Annotated in this window: 15 protein-coding genes and 3 pseudogenes; 9 read left to right on the top strand and 9 right to left on the bottom strand. The window is 69.3% G+C overall.

All coding sequences use genetic code 11. The features are described 5' to 3' along the window. Positions 1-40: 40 nt before the first annotated feature. Both ACIBCU_RS29115 and ACIBCU_RS29110 read left to right on the top strand, forming a co-directional pair. Positions 41-994 (top strand): annotated as a pseudogene (locus ACIBCU_RS29115) (ISAzo13 family transposase); the annotation flags it as partial. Between the two features lie 301 nt (positions 995-1295). Beyond that, a complete protein-coding gene (locus ACIBCU_RS29110) occupies positions 1296-1520 on the top strand; it encodes a hypothetical protein (RefSeq protein WP_399235071.1) in 225 nt (74 codons plus the stop codon). Positions 1521-1543: 23 nt separating this feature from the next. On the opposite strand, the gene ACIBCU_RS29105 is transcribed toward ACIBCU_RS29110, so the two are convergent. Continuing rightward, positions 1544-2080, bottom strand: coding sequence for a hypothetical protein (locus ACIBCU_RS29105; protein ID WP_399235069.1), 537 nt, complete (start codon positions 2078-2080; stop codon positions 1544-1546). A gap of 551 nt (positions 2081-2631) precedes the next feature. On the opposite strand from ACIBCU_RS29105, the gene ACIBCU_RS29100 reads away from it, so the two are divergent. Beyond that, positions 2632-3906, top strand: coding sequence for an APC family permease (locus ACIBCU_RS29100; RefSeq protein WP_399235067.1), 1275 nt, complete (start codon positions 2632-2634; stop codon positions 3904-3906). An 11-nt stretch (positions 3907-3917) separates the two neighbouring features. Here the strand turns inward: ACIBCU_RS29100 and ACIBCU_RS29095 are convergent, their stop codons facing one another. Further along, a complete protein-coding gene (locus ACIBCU_RS29095; RefSeq protein WP_399235065.1) occupies positions 3918-4292 on the bottom strand; it encodes a DUF6223 family protein in 375 nt (124 codons plus the stop codon). A 231-nt stretch (positions 4293-4523) separates the two neighbouring features. On the opposite strand from ACIBCU_RS29095, the gene ACIBCU_RS29090 reads away from it, so the two are divergent. Both ACIBCU_RS29090 and ACIBCU_RS29085 read left to right on the top strand, forming a co-directional pair. After that, the gene (locus tag ACIBCU_RS29090; RefSeq protein ID WP_399235063.1) at positions 4524-5651 is read left to right on the top strand and encodes a sensor histidine kinase; all 1128 of its coding nucleotides are present in this window, start codon (positions 4524-4526) and stop codon (positions 5649-5651) included. Continuing rightward, complete coding sequence (locus ACIBCU_RS29085) at positions 5648-6310, top strand: response regulator (RefSeq protein ID WP_399235060.1); 663 nt, start codon at positions 5648-5650, stop codon at positions 6308-6310. Before ACIBCU_RS29090 ends, ACIBCU_RS29085 begins: the two co-directional genes overlap by 4 nt. A gap of 37 nt (positions 6311-6347) precedes the next feature. On the opposite strand, the gene ACIBCU_RS29080 is transcribed toward ACIBCU_RS29085, so the two are convergent. Next, the gene (locus ACIBCU_RS29080; RefSeq protein ID WP_399235058.1) at positions 6348-6653 is read right to left on the bottom strand and encodes a PadR family transcriptional regulator; all 306 of its coding nucleotides are present in this window, start codon (positions 6651-6653) and stop codon (positions 6348-6350) included. Positions 6654-6735: 82 nt separating this feature from the next. On the opposite strand from ACIBCU_RS29080, the gene ACIBCU_RS29075 reads away from it, so the two are divergent. Next, positions 6736-7494 carry an MFS transporter gene (locus ACIBCU_RS29075; RefSeq protein WP_399235056.1) on the top strand — a complete coding sequence of 253 codons (759 nt, stop codon included), beginning with the start codon at positions 6736-6738 and terminating at the stop codon, positions 7492-7494. Positions 7495-7504: 10 nt separating this feature from the next. On the opposite strand, the gene ACIBCU_RS29070 is transcribed toward ACIBCU_RS29075, so the two are convergent. Continuing rightward, on the bottom strand, positions 7505-7771 hold the full coding sequence (locus tag ACIBCU_RS29070; protein ID WP_399235054.1) for a hypothetical protein: 267 nt from the start codon (positions 7769-7771) through the stop codon (positions 7505-7507). A gap of 283 nt (positions 7772-8054) precedes the next feature. Here ACIBCU_RS29070 and ACIBCU_RS29065 point away from each other — a divergent pair, with 283 nt between their 5' ends. Further along, the gene (locus tag ACIBCU_RS29065; RefSeq protein ID WP_399235052.1) at positions 8055-10079 is read left to right on the top strand and encodes a phosphocholine-specific phospholipase C; all 2025 of its coding nucleotides are present in this window, start codon (positions 8055-8057) and stop codon (positions 10077-10079) included. 120 nt (positions 10080-10199) lie between these two features. Here ACIBCU_RS29065 and ACIBCU_RS29060 read toward each other — a convergent pair. From ACIBCU_RS29060 to ACIBCU_RS29045, 4 genes and pseudogenes are all read right to left on the bottom strand, one after another. Continuing rightward, a pseudogene (locus ACIBCU_RS29060) lies at positions 10200-10320 on the bottom strand (IS5/IS1182 family transposase); the annotation flags it as partial. 207 nt (positions 10321-10527) lie between these two features. Next, positions 10528-10770, bottom strand: a complete 243-nt coding sequence (locus ACIBCU_RS29055) for a non-oxidative hydroxyarylic acid decarboxylases subunit D (RefSeq protein ID WP_362930799.1) — start codon at positions 10768-10770, stop codon at positions 10528-10530. Positions 10771-10819: 49 nt separating this feature from the next. Beyond that, on the bottom strand, positions 10820-12247 hold the full coding sequence (locus tag ACIBCU_RS29050) for a non-oxidative hydroxyarylic acid decarboxylases subunit C (RefSeq protein WP_399235049.1): 1428 nt from the start codon (positions 12245-12247) through the stop codon (positions 10820-10822). 69 nt (positions 12248-12316) lie between these two features. Beyond that, on the bottom strand, positions 12317-12913 hold the full coding sequence (locus ACIBCU_RS29045) for a non-oxidative hydroxyarylic acid decarboxylases subunit B (protein WP_399235047.1): 597 nt from the start codon (positions 12911-12913) through the stop codon (positions 12317-12319). 157 nt (positions 12914-13070) lie between these two features. Between ACIBCU_RS29045 and ACIBCU_RS29040 the strand changes: the two genes are divergently transcribed. Next, positions 13071-13928: a helix-turn-helix domain-containing protein gene (locus ACIBCU_RS29040; protein ID WP_399235044.1), complete on the top strand. Its 858-nt coding sequence runs from the start codon at positions 13071-13073 to the stop codon at positions 13926-13928. 770 nt (positions 13929-14698) lie between these two features. Here ACIBCU_RS29040 and ACIBCU_RS29035 read toward each other — a convergent pair. Beyond that, positions 14699-15039 (bottom strand): annotated as a pseudogene (locus ACIBCU_RS29035) (hypothetical protein); the annotation flags it as partial. 259 nt (positions 15040-15298) lie between these two features. Here ACIBCU_RS29035 and ACIBCU_RS29030 point away from each other — a divergent pair. Beyond that, entirely contained in the window at positions 15299-16735 is a 1437-nt protein-coding gene (locus ACIBCU_RS29030; protein ID WP_399235042.1) for a LamG-like jellyroll fold domain-containing protein, read from the top strand. Positions 16736-17207 lie beyond the last annotated feature (472 nt).

Here is a 17207-nt window from a genome sequence, read left to right as displayed (position 1 = left end):
ATTACTGCTCGGTGTACGGGTGTTGAGGGGACGCTGAGGTGTGAGTGCACGTACGGCCGCTCGGGCTTCGGTTGTGGCTTTGAGGGCGAAGTTTGATCAGTTCCTTCCTCATGTCGATGAGCGGCGCCGGCGGTTCTACCTGGTCAGCGAGGCCATCGCGCTTGGCCACGGCGGGATCACAATGGTGGCGGCCGCTTCTGGAGCCAGTGCGGCCACGATCGCACGCGGGATTGCCGAGCTGTCCGGGCGCCCTTTGCCTGCTGGGCGGATTCGAGCTCCAGGAGCCGGCCGTAAGCCGGTGACGGTCACTGACCCCGGTCTGCTGCCCGCGCTGGAGGCGCTGATCGAGCCACACACCCGGGGCGATCCAGTCTCGCCGTTGCGCTGGACCACGCTCTCGCTGCGGTCCCTGGCATCGGAGCTGACCACTCATGGCCACCCCGTCAGCGCGGCGTCCGTCGGACGCTTGCTGCACGCCTTGGGATAAAGCCTGCAGGGCACCGCCAAGACCACAGAAGGCACCAGTCATCCGGACCGCGACGCCCAGTTCTCGCGCATCAACGCCACCGCCACGGCCTTCCTCGAAGACAACCAGCCGGTGATCAGCGTCGACACCAAGGCCAAGGAGTGGCTCGGCAATCGCGACCGGCCTGGCCGCATCTGGCGGCCGGGCAAGACGCCCATCCGTGTGGACTGCCACACGTTCATCACCAGTGACCAGCCCGTGATCATCCCCTACGGGATTTACGACATCGCCCGCAACACTGGATGGGTCAACGTCGGCACCGACCACGACACGGCCGAGTTCGCGGTGGAATCCATCCGCCGATGGTGGCAGCAGCGGGGACGCGGCGACCACCCGGACGCCGGCCGGCTGCTGATCACCGCAGACTGCGGTGGTTCCAACGACCCCCGCCGTTGGACATGGAAGAAGCACCTCGCTGCCGTCGCCCTGGAAAGCGGACTCGAGATCACGGTCTGCCACTTTCCACCGCACCAACCTGTCCAACCAGTTCCAGGATGGCCACCGGCTCCTGGACCTGCACCGCATCGCGGTCTCTCCGTTACCCGGAGTCCGGCCCGCACCCTCACCCAACTACAAACCCGCCTACCGTCACACGACGAGACCCGCACAGATCAACTCTGACAGTTATTCAGACACAGGCCCCGGGGAAGATTGACAATTGTCAGATCGGCGTGTTCGCCACCTACACCACCGGTTCAAGCCGGGCCTGGGCGACCGGGAGCTCTACCTGCCGAAGCCCTGGACCTCCGACCGTGATCGGTGCCGGACGGTGAAGATCCCTGACGAACGCGGCTTTGCCGCCAAGGGCGAGCTCGCCCGGGGGATTGTTCGCCGCTGTCTGGCAGCCGGCCTGCCGGCCGCGTGGGTCACTGCGGACGAGGGCCCTTCCCTGGCGTCGATCAGTCGTCAGCCCCGTCGAGCAGGCGGTACTTGGAGTAGAACTGGCCGAGGAGATCCCGGCCGACGACCCTTCTCCCTGGGCGGATCTCTGTAACCCGGGCCCGGCGGCGGGGAGAGCTAACGGCCGTGAGTCCGCTTGCTCTTCGAGCGGGGGACGCCGGCTTCGAGCAGAACGCCCACCAGTTCGGTCTCGCTGGTTTTCGTGAGTAGCCGCTTGGGCACCATCAACAGGCCGACCTTCCAGCCGAGGCGGCCGGTCACCACGTAGACCCGTTCCGTCTCGTGACAGCGGTACATGCTGCGCCACGGCACCCGCATGAGTTCCTTGGGGCCGCGCGAGACGACGCAACCGGCGTCATCGATGACGGCCTGCTTCTCGCCCGTGGCCTGGTCGGCACGGAACATACGGCCGGCGAGCATCGGGGGCAGGAACACGCCGAGCGCACCGTAGACAAGAGAGAGCATCAGCAGACCCGCGTTGATCGGCCCGCCGTCAGCGGAGGGCTTCAAGCTCAGCACCGCCATCGTGGCCGCGGCCACGACGATGAGCCACCGCAGGTGTCGGAACCACCCGGTTGCTGCGAGGGCCTCGTCGAACTCCTCCCGCGTCAGAATTCCACTGAAGGTGATGGTTGTCCGCCGTATGTCGTCCACGGGCGCGGAGCCTACAGGTCCGTGGCTGGCCCGCCTGTAGTTGGTCGAGATCAGATTCTATTGGTGAGCCTGCTGTGGCAGACGAGTACGTCCCGTTACGGGCCCCGGGCGTCTATCGGTCTTCTCGTACGCCGAAGCGTTCGCCAAGCCGTAGCCGGTCTCTGTAGGGGATCACGCGGTGCCCACGTCGCTGCCCGGGTCGGCTACACCGGAGGGACGGAGTGACATGTGGCTGTAGAAGGGCTCCTGCCCGCGTTCACGCGCCACTATGGACTGCGGGCGTGCCACAAGGGGCCGTTACGCCCCGGGTGCGGTCACAAACGATGCGCAGACGTCCCCGAACCCACCTTTGAGTGAGAACGAGTTCTGCGAACCGAACCGGCGCTTCGCGATCACCGGGATGCCGTCATGGATTTCGCTCGGGCGAAGGACCGTTCATGCGAGTCGCGCAGTGTCGGGTTCTGGCATGGGCCTCATCCCGCGCTCATATATCGTCTACCGATATCGGAAGCCGTAAGGCATGCGACGTCGTGTCGCTGAGGAGTGTGCCCATGAGCAAGCCATCGACCGCCGACAGCGTCCCGGAGGAGTTGCGGCGGACGCTCGGCGTGCCCGACGCCGTCATGATCGGTCTGGGGTCGATGATCGGCGCCGGAATCTTCGCCGCGCTCGCCCCGGCCGCACGCGCCGCCGGTTCCGGGCTGTTGATCGGTCTGGCCCTGGCGGCCGTGGTCGCCTACTGCAACGCCACCTCCTCCGCGCGGCTCGCGGCCCGGTATCCGGCGTCGGGAGGCACCTACGTCTACGGCCGTGAGCGGCTCGGCGAGTTCTGGGGCTACCTGGCGGGCTGGGGCTTCATCGTCGGCAAGACGGCCTCCTGCGCGGCGATGGCGCTCACCGTCGGCTCGTACGTCTGGCCCGGCCAGGCGCACGCCGTCGCGGTCGCCGCCGTGGTGGCCCTGACGGCGGTGAACTACGCCGGGGTGCAGAGGTCCGCGCTGCTGACCCGGGTCATCGTGGCCGTGGTCCTGGCGGTCCTCGCCGCTGTGGTGGTCGCCGCCCTCACCTCCGGCGCGGCGGACGCGGCCCGGCTGGCCGTCGGCTCCGACGCCACCGCCGGTGGGGTGCTCCAGGCGGCGGGCCTGCTGTTCTTCGCCTTCGCCGGGTACGCGCGCATCGCCACTCTGGGCGAGGAGGTCCGCGACCCGGCCCGCACGATTCCGCGGGCGATCCCGATCGCGCTGGGTATCACCCTGGTCGTCTACGCCCTCGTCTCCGTCGCTGTTCTGATGGCGCTGGGGCCGGCCAGGCTGGCCGAGGCGGCCGCGCCGCTGTCGGACGCCGTCCGGGCCGCGGGCGCCGGCTGGCTCGTCCCCGTCGTCCGCGTCGGTGCCGCCGTTGCCGCGCTCGGCTCACTGCTCGCGCTGATCCTCGGAGTCTCCCGCACCACCCTGGCCATGGCCCGCGACCGGCACCTGCCGCACGCCCTGGCCGCCGTCCACCCGAAGTTCCAGGTTCCGCACCGCGCCGAGCTCCTCGTCGGCGCCGTCGTGGCCGTGGTGGCCGCGACCGGGGACCTGCGCGGGGCGATCGGGTTCTCCTCCTTCGGAGTCCTGGTCTACTACGCCGTCGCCAACGCCTCCGCCTGGACCCTCGCGCCGGACGAGGGCCGCCCGGCGCGGGTCGTCCCGGTTGTCGGGATGGCCGGCTGCCTGCTCCTGGCCTTCGCCCTCCCTCTGTCCTCGGTGGTCTCCGGGGCTGCGGTGCTGGCCGTCGGTGTCGCCGCCTACGGGGTCCGGCGCGCGGTGGCCGCACGCACGTCGTGACCGGGTGGCGGTCAGACGGTCATCCGATCGGCGGGTCGGTCGGCGCGGCGGCAGCGGGTCAGAGCCCGGCGGCCGAGGAGTACGGCGCCCAGCCCCAGCGGGACGGCCACGATGGCGCCGACGAGTCCGTTGCCCGTGCCGGGGCCGCCGCTGGCGGTGGCCAGGTGCAGCACCGCGAGAACTGTGCCGACCGTTCCCACCGCGATGGCCGCCATCCCACCGGTGCGCGCGTTGCCGGTGCTGATCCGGCCGCCGGCCCGGGCCAGGGCCAGCCAGCCGATCGCCATCCCGAGCGCCCCCGCTCCGAGGGCCAGGTTGGCGCCGGTCCGCCCGTCGCCGATGATCCCGCCCTCGGCTGCCGCCAGCAATGCTGTTGAAGCGTTCATGCCGCTCTCCTTGTTCTCCGTCGCCGCTTCCGAAGTTCGATGTGCCCTGCGAGCATGCGCGCCGGCCCTCCTGCCGGTCGTCCAGCAGATGCAGGCACTTCCCGCTGCCGCCACCGCGGCATCCGTATACCGCGGCGGCGGCAGGCGACGCGCGGGTACCGCACACGCGGTAGCCGACCGCTCGTCCACGAGCCGGACTCGCCCACAACCGCGTCCGGCTACGGTGCACCCATGGACAAAGGACGGTTCGCTGTTCCGGCCGGAGTCACCGACTGGGCAACCGCCCTGGGCGTGGCGGCGCTGCTGCTGGGCACCGGGCTGTCCGGGCCGCACCCGTCCGGGGGACGCGAACTGCTCGGCTCCGCGCTGCTGGCGGCCGGCGGGCTGGCCCTGGCCGCGCGGCGCCGGGCGCCGCTCGTGGTCCTGACCGTCACCGGGCTGTGCGCGGTGGGCTACCTGGGGACCGGATTCGAGGTGCTCGCGGTCTCCTACCTGGTCGCGGTCTATGGCGCGGTACGCGCCGGGCACCGTGCCGTCACCCTGGCTGTCTCCGTGGGCTTGCTGGCCGTGCTCCACCTCACGGCGCTGGTCCTAAATGATGGGCCCCTGCGCGAAGTCGTGGCGCAGGCTCGGAACACCCTCGAGCTCGCCTGGCTGATCGCCGCTTTCGCCGCCGGGGAGGCGGTGCGGCAGGCCGAACAGCGGGCGGACGAAGCCGAGCGCACCCGCGAGGAGACCGCGCGCCACCGGGCCGACGAGGAGCGGCTGCGCATCGCGCGGGAGCTGCACGACTCTCTCACCCACCAGATCTCGGTCATCAAGGTGCAGTCCGAGGTCGCCGTCCACGTGGCCCGGCGCCGCGGCGAGCAGGTGCCGGAGGCCCTGCTCGCGATCCAGGAAGCCGGCCGGGAAGCGAGCCGGGAGCTGCGCGCGACCCTCGAGGCGCTGCGCGACGACGACACCACCCCGCCGCACGGACTTGACCACGTCCCCGACCTGGTGAAGCGGTTCGAAGGGACCGGCTTGGAGACGACGCTGACGATAGAAGGACATCCGCACGCGGTGCCCGCCGCAGTGAGCCGTACCGCTTACCGGATCGTTCAGGAGTCGCTCACCAACGTCGCCCGGCACGCCGCGGCAACCACTGCCTCAGTGTTCATCGACTACCGGCCGGACGCTCTCGCCATCCGCGTCGACGACAACGGAAAGGCCACCTTGCACCCCTCACCGATGCCCGGGCTCGGGCTGCTCGGCATGCGCGAACGCGTCACGGCCCTGGGCGGCCGCCTGCGCACCGAGCCGCTCAGCGCGGGCGGCTTCACCGTCCAGGCCGAACTCCCCACGAACGGAGCCTCGTGATCCGGGTCCTGCTGATCGATGACCAGCCGCTCATCCGCAGTGGCTTCCGCGCGCTGCTCGACCTCGAGGACGACATCGAGGTGGTGGCCGAGGCCGCCGATGGCCAAGAGGGCTTGGTCCTCGTCAAGGAGCGGCTGCCTGACGTCGCTCTCATCGACATCCAGATGCCTCTCATGGACGGCATCGAAGCGACCCGGCGCATCGCCGCGGACCCGGCCCTGGCCGACGTACACGTCATCATGCTGACCAACTACGGCATGGATGAGTACGTCTTCGACGCGTTGCGCGCCGGCGCCGCAGGCTTCCTGGTCAAGGACATCCTGCCGGAGGACTTCCTGCACGCCGTACGCGTCGCCGCCCGCGGCGACGCCCTGCTCGCGCCCGCCATCACCCGCAAGCTCATCGATCGATACGTCACCCAGCCGCCGCCCGCCCGCATCGGCAGCGCGCTGCAGGAGCTGACCAGCCGCGAACGTGAGGCGGTCGCCCTGGCCGCACACGGTCTGTCCAACGACGAGATCGCCGACCGCCTGGTCATCAGCCCGGCGACCGCCAAGACCCACATCAACCGGGCCATGGCCAAGCTCCACGCCCGCGACCGCGCCCAGCTCGTGGTCCTCGCCTACGAATCCGGCCTGGTGACTCCGCGCCGCTCCTGATACGGAAATCCAGCATGCCGTGGACCGTGCCAGTACGCTACGGCGCCTCGTCGCCCAGAACCTCACGGGCCAGCTCCCTGAGTGCCCGCCGGTCCTCGGCCAGGGCCTGCTCCCCGGCTTCGGTCGCCTTGTAGACGCGCCGAGTGCGGCCGTCGACCACCCGTTGCTCGGAGACCAGCAGTCCGTCCGCCTCCAGTCGGTGCAGCGTGGGATACAGGGTGCCGGGGCTGATCTGGTAGCCGTGAGAGGCCAGTTCCTCGGTCATCCACGCGCCGTGGATTTCCTCCTCGGCGGCGTGATGAAGGATGTGCAGCCGCACCGCGCCCCGCTGGAACTCCCGCACCGTCCACCTCCGGCAGTGACGAAACCGATATCGGCAATCGATCCTACGTCCCGGCCACAGGCCGCGGCACCGGCGGAGCCCGGTGGCGACGAAAGTGGTACGCCGTGAACCAGACCACGACCTGCTGGCGCTGCTCACGGACGCCCTGATCGCCGCGGGCGCCCGAGCCTGGACCCATACCGTTTGGTCGTCGGCCGGACTCGTGACAGCGGTACTGACGTTTTCTATGCTCGAACGCCGAAGCCCGGCGCCGGTCATCAACCAGGTGTTGCTCCGCTCGGCCCGGGTACGTGCTGGCCTGCTGGCTGCCGCGATCGCCAACTTCACCCTGGCCGGCGCCCTGTTCGTACTGCCCCTGCTACTGCAGCGCGAGCGGCACCTGAGCGCCTTGGATGCGGGGCTGGCGTTCCTGCCGCTGACCGTCCCCTTCGCCGCCAATCCGCCGCTGACCGGCAAGATCGTGGCCCGGACAGGCCCCCGTCGCCCGATCCTTGCCGGGCTGGCACTCTTAACCGCGGGCAGCACGGTCCTCGCCCGCACGGTCTTGGCCGAAGGCGCCTATCACTGGCTCGCGCTGGGTCTGCTGCTCACCGGCTTCGGCATCTCCTCCGTTCTACCGGCCCTCGTCGCGGCCATCATCAGCGCCGCCCCGTCCGGCACGACCGGCGCGGCCGGTGGCCTGCTCAACGCCGTGCGCCAGGTCGGCGCCACCCTCGGGGCCGCCCTCATGGGCGCCGCAGCAGCCGCCGACACGGGATGGTTGTTGCTGCTGTCGGCCGGCGTCTGCGCCCTCGCCTGGCTGGCCTTTGCGCTGACTCATCCGAGTGCCCCGCCTCAGTGAAGACTCGTGTTCAGCAGCGGTGACAGGGCTGCTGCTGACCGCCCTGATCACCCGCCAGTTCCTGCCGGGAGAGGTGGCCCGTGAACTGTTCGCCGCTCGGGACGTCAGCGCGGGCGAGCAGCAGATGGTGATCTTTGCCCGCGCGCTGGGGCATGCCTACTTCAGCGGCGGGGGCCGGCGCGGTCATGGCCTGCATATCGCCTTCTCCGATGTGGAGTTCGCCGACTTCTCGCGGCTCGATGCCGAGGTCACGGCCGAAGCTCAGCGGTTCCGCCACGATCTACTCACCTCCTCGTCGCACTCGGCTTTCTGTCAGGAGTCAGCGGAGCCTGGGCTCGCGCGCATGGTCCTGATTTTTCGCACCTCCACGGTTGCGGGGGCACGCCCTCCATCGGGCGAGGGCGCATCAGGATTGCCTGACGGCATGCCACCTCCGCGCACCGGCGGGCCTGGGGCCGTTCACCTGGGGATCATCCGCTGGTCCGGTAGTGTCCCTCCGGCTCGTGCACCCTTGCGCGCAGCGTGCCTCAGGGGCACTCGCGACGACGAGGGCAGGGCGAATGACACCGATCAGCCGTAGGGGCTTCGTGGGACTCGGCGCCTCCGTGGCGGCCGGCGTGACGCTGGGTGCGGGATCGCGTCCGGCCGTGGCGGCCGGCACCACTTCCACGGGCACGATCAAGGACGTGCGTCACGTGGTGATCCTGATGCAGGAGAACCGCAGTTTCGACCACTACTTCGGACGGCTGAAGGGCGTGCGCGGCTTCGACGACCGCAGCGGCATCACCGTCAAGGGCAACCGTTCCGTCTTCGACCAGCCCTACGGCACCGGGGGCCAGTACCCCTGGAAGCTGAGTGCGACCCCGGCCGCCGGCGGCCAGGACGGCGAGATCCTGGCGCAGTGTAACGGCGATCTGCCGCACTCCTGGTCCTCCCAGCACTCCGCGTGGAACAAGGGCCGTATGGACAACTGGGTCTCCGGCGTCGGCAGCGTCCGCTCACTCGGCTACCTCGACCGCTCGGACCTTCCCTTCCACTACGCGCTCGCCGACGCCTACACGGTGTGCGACGCCTACTTCTGTTCCACCCTCAGCGCCACCGGCCCCAACCGCACCTACCTGTGGAGCGGCAAGGTCGACGCCTCCAGCTACGATGGCGGGGACGAGTCGGGCCTGACGTGGCAGAACTACGCCCAGGCCCTGCAGACGGCCGGAGTGACCTGGAAGGTCTACCAGAACGCCCAGGACAACTACGGGGACAACGGCTGCGCCTACTTCAAGACCTTCGCGACCGCCAAGGCCGGCGATCCGCTGTACGACCGGGGCATGTCCTCTGTCCCGAAGGTCACCGGTTCCACCCCGGACGACATAGCCGCCGCCATCAAAGCGGACGTTCTCGCGGGCACACTGCCGCAGGTCTCCTGGGTGGTCCCGAATCAGGCGTTCTCCGAGCACCCCTACGCCCCGCCCGGCGACGGCGCCCACTTCGTCGACCTGGTCTATCGGGCCCTCGCGGCGAGCCCGGACGTCTTCGACGCCACGGTCTTGTTCCTCAACTACGACGAGAACGACGGCTGCTTCGACCACGTGCCGCCTCCGGCACCGCCCGCCGGCACCGCAGGCGAATTCCTGAACGGCGTGCCGTACGGTTTCGGCTTCCGCGTCCCGATGACCGTCATCTCGCCGTGGACACGCGGTGGATGGGTCTCCTCGGAGGTCTTCGAGCACACGTCGGTCCTCCGTTTCCTGGAGACGTGGACGTCCGCTCTCGGCAAGTCGGCAGCCTGTCCCAACATCAGCGCCTGGCGGCGGAAGGTGAGCGGAGACCTGACCGGAGTCTTCGACTTCGCCCACCCGATCTACGGCGCCGTCTCCCTCCCCACGACGAGTGTCATCGGATCCTCGACGTGCGGCCCGCTGCCCAACCCCGTTCCGACAACCAACGCCCTGCCCAAGCAGGAGTCCGGTAGCCGTCCGTCCCGGGCGCTGCCCTACCAGCCCAACGGGTACATGGACCGTCTGGAGTTCGGAGCCTCCGGGAAGATCCTCGCCTGGTTCACCATGGCGAACCAGGGCACGCCGGCCTCGCGGGCGGCCCACTTCTCCATCCACCCCAACGCCTACCGCGACACCACGCCGTGGCAGTACACGGTGGACGCCGGAGGCACCGCCACCGACTTCTTCAATATCGGCGCGGGCTCCGGAGACGGGAAGTACGACCTCACCATGGTCGGCCCCAACCGTTTTCTGCGCCGCTTTCTGGGCGACGCCACCAAGGCGGGCAAGTCGGTGGAGGTCAGCACCCGGTACGCCACGGAGCCCGGCACCGGCAAGCTCGCCCTCTACTTCAAGCTGGCCAACTCCGGCTCAGTCCCGGTGAAGTTCACCATCACCTCCAACCACTACCGCGCCGACGGCCCATGGACCTACACCGTCGTGGCCGACTCCTCGATGGATGATTTCTTCAACGCTGTCGCCTACCAGAACGGCTGGTACGACTTCACCGTCACGGTCGACTCCGACGCCACGTGGTCCCGCAGGTTCACCGGCCACCTGGAGACCGGTGCTCCCAGCATCAGCGGCTGACGCCGGCCGGCACGGCGATGGACATCGCACGCCATCCCGTCCTCAGATCACGCGGACGGCGTCGGCACGCGCATACTTCTTTCAGAGGGCGTTCGATGGAGTCGAATTGCTGCTTATGCCCTAGTAGACCCCTCGCCAGGTTGGTGGTGGTTTCGTCCGTTATGTGCTTTGCGAGGTTGTCGATCGAAGCGATGTGGATCATGGCTCCGGAGCCGGCGTCGAGGGTCTCGTAGTCGCGCGCAGACTCAGGGGGCGCCATCGACGCCCGGCCACGTGAGTGATGACGCGACCGAGGTAGGCCCGGACAATTGCCCCGGCACAATGCACCGCCTGAGTGACAGAGTGAGTCCCTACAACCTGGCTGTGTGTCCGGGGCGTTGGTGGGTGAGAGCTTTACGGGGGGAGGGGGGAGATGTCCGAAGAGACGGGCACCGGTCGCTCCGACCCGTCAGCCCGCGGTGCGCAGCGGCGGGACCGCCGGGACCTCGATGGCGTTCTCGATGTCCGCGAGGGTCATCTTGAACTGCTCCGGATAGGCGTCGCGCCGGGTGCGCCGGGCCGGTTCGCTGGTGCGCCACGTGTAGAGGCACTGCTGGCACTGGAGCACGTCCCAGACGCTGGGCACGGGCGAGGTGGCGAGCTGGGTGACCGTCTCGAAGGCACAACGGGGGCAGATGACGGGGGAGTTCACAACAGGTCCTTCCGGGGGAGGGGAGACAGGGGTCGGTGGGCCGTGCGGCTCAGCCGCGGTCCGTGATCAGCTTCTGGAGCTTTGCCGCCCACTCCTTGGTCTCCGGCAGGTCCTTGGCCGGCGTGGAGAAGTTTCCGCGCACGTCGGGGGCGACCGGCGTCGTGGCGTCGATGATCATCTTGCTGGTGATGCCGGCCGGCTGCGCGGCGGGCGCCAGCTCCAGCACGGACAGGTTGGGGATGATGACCACGTCGTCCTTGGGGTTGACCTTGGCCGACATGGACCAGAGCACCTGCGGCAGGTTGAAGGGGTCGACGTCCTCGTCCACCAGGATCACCTGGGCCACGTAGCCCAGGCCGTGCGGGGTGGTCATCGCCCGCATCCCGACGGCCTTGGCGAAACCGCCGTACCGCTTGGCGGTGGAGATGATGACCATCAGGCCGTGCGTGTACATGGCGTTGACGGCCTGCACCTCGGGGAACTCGGCGCGGAGCTGCTTCAGCAGCGGGACGCAGGTGTTGGGCCCCACCAGATAGTCGACCTCGGTCCACGGCATGCCCAGGTAGAGGGATTCGAAGATGGGGTCGGTGCGGTAGGAGACCCGGTCCACGCGGATGACCGGCATACGGCGCCCGCCCGAGTAGTGGCCGGTGAACTCGCCGAACGGGCCCTCGATCTGTCGCTTGCGGGACTCGATGACGCCCTCGATGACGACCTCGCTGCCCCACGGCACGTCGAAGCCGGTCAGCGGCGCGGTGGCGATGGGGGCCGGAGCGCCGCGCAGTGCGCCTGCCATCTCGTACTCGCTCTGGTCGTACGCCATCGGCATGCCGGCCACCACGGTGATCACCGGGTCGTTGCCGAGGGTGATCGCGATCGGCAGGTCCTCGCCCTTTTCCTCCGCCTTGCGTAGGTGCTGGGCGATGTCGTGCATCGGGACGGGCTGGAAGGCCAGCCGGTTGGCGCTGATGACCTCGATGCGGTAGGTCCCGACGTTCTGCTTGCCGAAGTCGTCCGGGGCCTCCGGGTCGCGGGAGACGACGGCGGCCTTGTCGAGGTAGAAGCCGCCGTCGCCGTCATTGAGGCGGAACAGGGGCAGCACGGAGAACAGGTCGACGTCCGCGCCCTCCTGAGTGTTCTCGCGCCAGGGGGCGTCCTCGCGGCGCTCGGGGGCCACGGGGAAGGCGTCCCAGCGGGCGGCGAACGTCTCCACCTGCTCCTTCACCGGTGTGTTCTTCGGCAGGCCGAGTGCCAGGGCGTGGTTGGCCCAGGAACCGTGCACGTTCATGGCGATGCGGGCGTCGGTGAAGCCGGTGACGTTGTCGAAGTACAGGGCCGGGGCGTTCTCCCCGATGCGTCCCGTGGCATTGGCCGCCGCCGCCAGGTCGGGCTCGGGCAGCACTTCTTCGTTGATGCGCAGCAGCTGTCCCTCCTTCTCCAGCGTGGCGAGGAAACTGCGCAGATCGTCGTAGGGCATGAGGGCTCCAAAGCAGTGGTCGGTGGATGACTTCGTAAGGGGAGGGCTCGGCGTGAGAGCTGGGCGGCCTCAGGGAGCGGTGTGCGACGCGGCGGCGCGGGCCGCGCGCATGCCTTCCCAGCGCCTGGCGGCCAGGGCTGACAGGTCGAACTGGTCGAGGATGCGCGCGGTGATGTGGTCGACGATGTCGTCGACAGACCGGGGGTGGTTGTAGAAGGCGGGCATCGGCGGCACGATCCGCACGCCCTGCCGGGCCAGCGCGAGCATGTTCTCCAGGTGGATCTCGCTCAGCGGCGTCTCGCGCGGCACCAGGACCAGCCTGCGCCGCTCCTTGAGGACGACGTCGGCGGCGCGGGCCACCAGCCCTTCCGCGTAACCGGCCCGGACGCCCGCCAGGGTCTTCATGGAACAGGGCACGATGACCATGCCATCCGTGCGGAACGAACCGGAGGAGATGGTCGCCCCCTGGTCGTCCGGGCTGTGCACCACGTCCGCGAGCGCGTTCACCTCGGCCACCGGACGACCGGTCTCCAGCTCGATCGTGGCGCGCGCCCAGCGGGACAGGACGAGATGGGTCTCGACGTCCGGCAACTCAGCCAGATTCTCCAGCAACCGCACGCCGATTGCGGCCCCTGTCGCCCCCGTCATGCCCACGATCAGCCGCACTGCTCACTCCTCATGCCCTCGGTGACCTGCGCGAATTCCTGCGTGGTCGGTGTTTTCCACGCTAGTAGGCAGTTCGGGAGGGGCAGCGGTACGCTCGGGACTCACGATGGGAAGAAACGGACACCCTGAGGTCAGGGATCTGGACTACACAGCGACGGTGGGTGCGCCCACCGGCGTCGAGGTGATGGAACTGGCCGGCCTCTACGAGCGGTCCCGGCGGCACGGCAACGACCCGTACGCCCCGCTGCGTCCGGCCTTCCACCAGCTGATCGCGGTCCGCGCCCGCCCGCTGCGGATGGCGGTGGACTTCGTCGAACACGATCTGCCGCCCGGCTCCTGGCTCTGGATCCGGCCCGGGCAGGTGCAGCGGTTCGGCTCGGACCTCGTGGCGGCGGACGGGGTGATGGTCCTGTTCCAGCGTGGCTTCCTGCCCCCGGCGACCGTGGCCGCCGCGCGCATGGACCCCCCTTACCAGCAGGAACCGCTGCTGCCCGTCGGAACAGACGCGGAGGCGCTGGGCCGCGCCCTGGACCACCTCGCGTACGAGTACGCCGCGATGGCCACCTTGCCCCTCGATTCGCACGTCGAAGTGTTGCGACACCTGGTGTCGGTGCTGGCCCTGCGGCTCGCGACAGTGCGGGGCACGGCACCACCGCCTGGCCCGGTGAGCGAGGCGTTCCGCAGGTTTCACGACGCGGTGGAGCGCGACTACACGACGACCCGGCGGGTCGAGGACTACGCGGCGGCGCTCGGCTACAGCACCCGCACCCTGACCCGCGCGACCCGTGCGGTGACGGGGGCCGGGGCGAAGCAGTTCGTCGACGAGCGAGTGCTGCTGGAGGCCAAGCGCCTCCTCCAGCACAGCCGCCTCCCGGCGAAGGAGGTCGCCGGGAGGCTGGGCTTCGTGGACGCGAGTGACTTCACCAAGTTCTTCCGGCTGCGGACGGGCGCGACCCCGGCGGCGTTCCGTGCCCAGGCACTCGGGCGCGCGCCCTCGGCCCCGGGCTCGTCCTGAGAGTTGTCCCGAGGTCCCTGGCCACTGCGATCATCAGCGCAGACACACTCCTGGTCCCGGGCGAGGCCGCTGTACTTCGCGGTACGAGGCGCCGACGTATCAGCGGACCCGCGCCGGTGGGTCACCTGACGCGTGTGGGGGGCGCCCCGCTGTCGGCTTCGCCGGCCCGTGGTATCTGCGGGCCCCACCGGGCGATCTGACTGGCTTGCACGCGGTGCGCGAGGCGGTGCTGAGCAGCCGGAAAGGCCCCCCAAGCCGGACGTCCAACCGAGTCCTGCCCAGGAAAAGGTCTGGACGGTCACTGATCATCGGAGCAACCTTGCACTGCACACCGAGCGCACAACGGGGCCCGCACCTGATGTGGACCTCGGCTCCTATAGCCTTCGATCGGTCATAGGCGGCCCATTCCTCCAGCCGGGTGCCCCTGGCCGCCTGCGCGGCCTGGGACAGCATTTGCCACTACAGGGAGTTGCCGACGGCGCCGGGGTGTAGTTCTCGCAGGTCGCGCAGGAGCAGAAGCCCCGAATCCACTGGGGCACGGCGTCAAAGGGGCATTCCTCTGAACAGCTATGGGGGAATTGGCGGGGCCGGGAGGAGGCGCCGGCCGTGTGCGCCATCGACTTCCAGAGCTACTCCCGTTCTAACGAGTTGGTGCGTGATAGCGGATGGGCCGTGCTGACCTGCTGTGGGACTGTCGTTCAGATTCTTGCGGTGAGGTCGGAGACGAGGCCGGCGATGGCCCGATAGGTGGCGGCAGGCGGTCGCGGCGGTCCTTCGTTGCGTGCGGCGGTCGCATCATGTATTCGTCCAGGCCGCAGGGCGTCGGTCCATGGGGTGCGTCCCTGCCGGTCGACACCGAACAGCAGGCCCAGCACGGCGTGCGGGAGGTCGTGCCGCAGATGGATCAGCGTGGCCACCAGCCGGCCGACAAAGACCAACTGGTGCCGGGCACCGGCCCCCGTAGCCCGCTTGCGCTCTCCGCCTCGAGCGGCATGCCGCCGTCCTTCAACGCAGGCCTGCCAGGGCTGGGCCAACTCCTCGATCAAACGCACCAGATGGCGCCGGGAGACGCCGGTGACAGCCGAGGTGCAAGGACCGCCCGATTGGCCATGATCGCCACGCCCAGATCATGCCAGTCAACAGCACGAACACCGCAACCGGCCCATCCGCTATCACGCACCAACTCGTAAGCTGAGGTGTTACGGGGGGTCGGCCGGGGGCCGGCGTGTGTCGCTCAACCGGTCCAATTGCCCGGTTCGAGACTTCGGATGCCTGGGGGCCGCGCCAGCGGCTTTCGGCGCCGGGGGCGCGTCGGAGGAGTGCCTGACCTCTCTCATCACTCATGGGGAGGGACCTTGCACATCAGATTCATGGCGCGAACCGCCTTGGTCGCCGCACTCGCGTCGGCGACCGCCATGGCGACGCCCTGGGCGTCCGCCACCGAGAACCACGTACCATCCCAGACCTCGCTCGCCGCGCCAACGTCGGCGGTCGCGGCGGAGACCCTGCCCGTTGCCGCCTGGAGACTGGACGACCCCTACCGCTCCTCTACGGCCGCTCCCTGGGCGGGACCCTACCGGGGGCAGGCAGGCAGCGGTGTCTGGTTCGGGGACCAAGGGCCCGACGGGAGGATGCCTGGAGCGGCTTCCTTCGACGGCGGCTCCTACAGTTACGTGAACACGGACGCCACTGCAGTGGACACGACCCACGCTTTCACAGCCGGCGTGTGGGTGCGCCCGGACAATACCGACGACGACATGATCGCCATCGGCCAGTCCGGCATCTCGAGCACGCCGAATTTCACCCTCGGCATGACCACCACTGCCGGCAAGAACCCCACCTGGAGCTTCGCCCTGCCCTCGGAGGTCGGCCAGACACAGGTCACTGGTGGCACCCCGCAGGCGGGAGAGTGGGCATACCTCACCGGGGCCTACGACCCTGTGGCAGGCACCGCCAGGCTCTACGTGGACGGTGCTTTGGTGGCCGTCGAGGAAGCATGGGTACCGCAGGACACCGCTTTGTGGACCTTCGTGATGGGGCGGGATGGTTACGACTTCTCCCGCAGGCTGGAGGGAGACCTTTCGGACGTGAGGGTCTGGGACTCCGCTGTCCAGCCCGCCGAGATCGCCGAGCTCGGTCGCCGCAAACCGCGGCCCACCGCCTACTGGCAGATGGAGGCTGTCGAGGAGTGGGGCGACGGAGTTAAGGTCATCCCCGAGGTGGACCACCGGGCGGACTTCATCCTCTACGGCGACACCCACGTCACCACCGACGCCCCACTGGCGGGGAGCGGCAGCGTCAGTCTGGACGGCGACGGCGACTACCTCGAGAGCGACATTCCGCCGCTCAACACGGGCCAGAGCTGGGCCGTTTCCGCGAAGGTCCGTCTGCGCGGCGTTCCTGACCGGGACATGGCGGTTCTCTCCCAGACCGGCCTGCGGACGGACGCTTTCACCCTCCGCTACCAGTCCGCGGACCGGACATGGCGGGCCAGTCTTGCCCACGCCGACGAGCCGGACGCCGAGACGACGGACCTCATTGCGCCGGCGCCGGGCGGAATTCGGACGCTGCTGCTCCAGTACGACGCCAAGGCCAGCCGGGTCGAGCTCTACGTCGACGGTGAAGTCGCCGACAGCGCGCCCTACGCGGCAGCCGATGTCTGGGAGGCCGTGAGGTTCCTTCAGGTCGGCCGAGACTCCGCAACGGACGGGAACGGCGCGCACTACCTCCACGGCGACGTCGACGAAGTGCACACCTGGGCCGGGGTCCTGTCCGGTGCTGAGATCGGCTCACTCCAGGGGCAGTGATCCCACACTGCACGGCCCGCAGCTCAGGCGCATGAGGTCGCAAGTCGGAGCTCCCTCGTACGGAAGGTACGCGGACGACACCGGCTGCGCAGCGACGGCGCGCGCCAGGCGCTGCGGGCCAGGGCAGGTGGGGTTCCGATGCTGATGCCCTGGCTGGTCGGCGGCTCGAGGAGATGGTGGGCGGTCAACCCGGGAGCAACAGGCGCGATCCAGCCCGGTGAATCGAGGCGGATCACCGTCCCCGACCAGTGGTCGGAGGGGCTCCTCGCCTACAGAGTGACGCCGTACCCACCTGCTTCTCCCACTACTCACGCATCTCGTCGAACATCGCTTCGCCCTGTCGGAACATTGCGAGTCCGCGCTCGGTGACGCGAAGTCGCGTCCGCCGACGTCGGCCGAGTCAGGCCGGCGCACCACGTGATTGCGTTCCTCCGGTGCGGGCGATCGTCTTCGCGGCCGCCTGTCTCGTCAC

The sequence above is a fragment of the Streptomyces sp. NPDC051064 genome, from assembly GCF_044455985.1.
Taxonomy (GTDB): Bacteria; Actinomycetota; Actinomycetes; order Streptomycetales; family Streptomycetaceae; genus Streptomyces.
This window is presented reverse-complemented; position numbering and strand designations above follow the sequence as displayed.

Coding starts and splice junctions, on each gene's coding strand:
- ACIBCU_RS29100 (WP_399235067.1), top strand. CDS start 2,632: ATGAGCAAGCCATCGACCGCCGACAGCGTCCCGGAGGAGTTGCGGCGG.
- ACIBCU_RS29095 (WP_399235065.1), bottom strand. CDS start 4,292: ATGAACGCTTCAACAGCATTGCTGGCGGCAGCCGAGGGCGGGATCATC.
- ACIBCU_RS29090 (WP_399235063.1), top strand. CDS start 4,524: ATGGACAAAGGACGGTTCGCTGTTCCGGCCGGAGTCACCGACTGGGCA.
- ACIBCU_RS29065 (WP_399235052.1), top strand. CDS start 8,055: ATGACACCGATCAGCCGTAGGGGCTTCGTGGGACTCGGCGCCTCCGTG.
- ACIBCU_RS29050 (WP_399235049.1), bottom strand. CDS start 12,247: ATGCCCTACGACGATCTGCGCAGTTTCCTCGCCACGCTGGAGAAGGAG.
- ACIBCU_RS29030 (WP_399235042.1), top strand. CDS start 15,299: ATGGCGCGAACCGCCTTGGTCGCCGCACTCGCGTCGGCGACCGCCATG.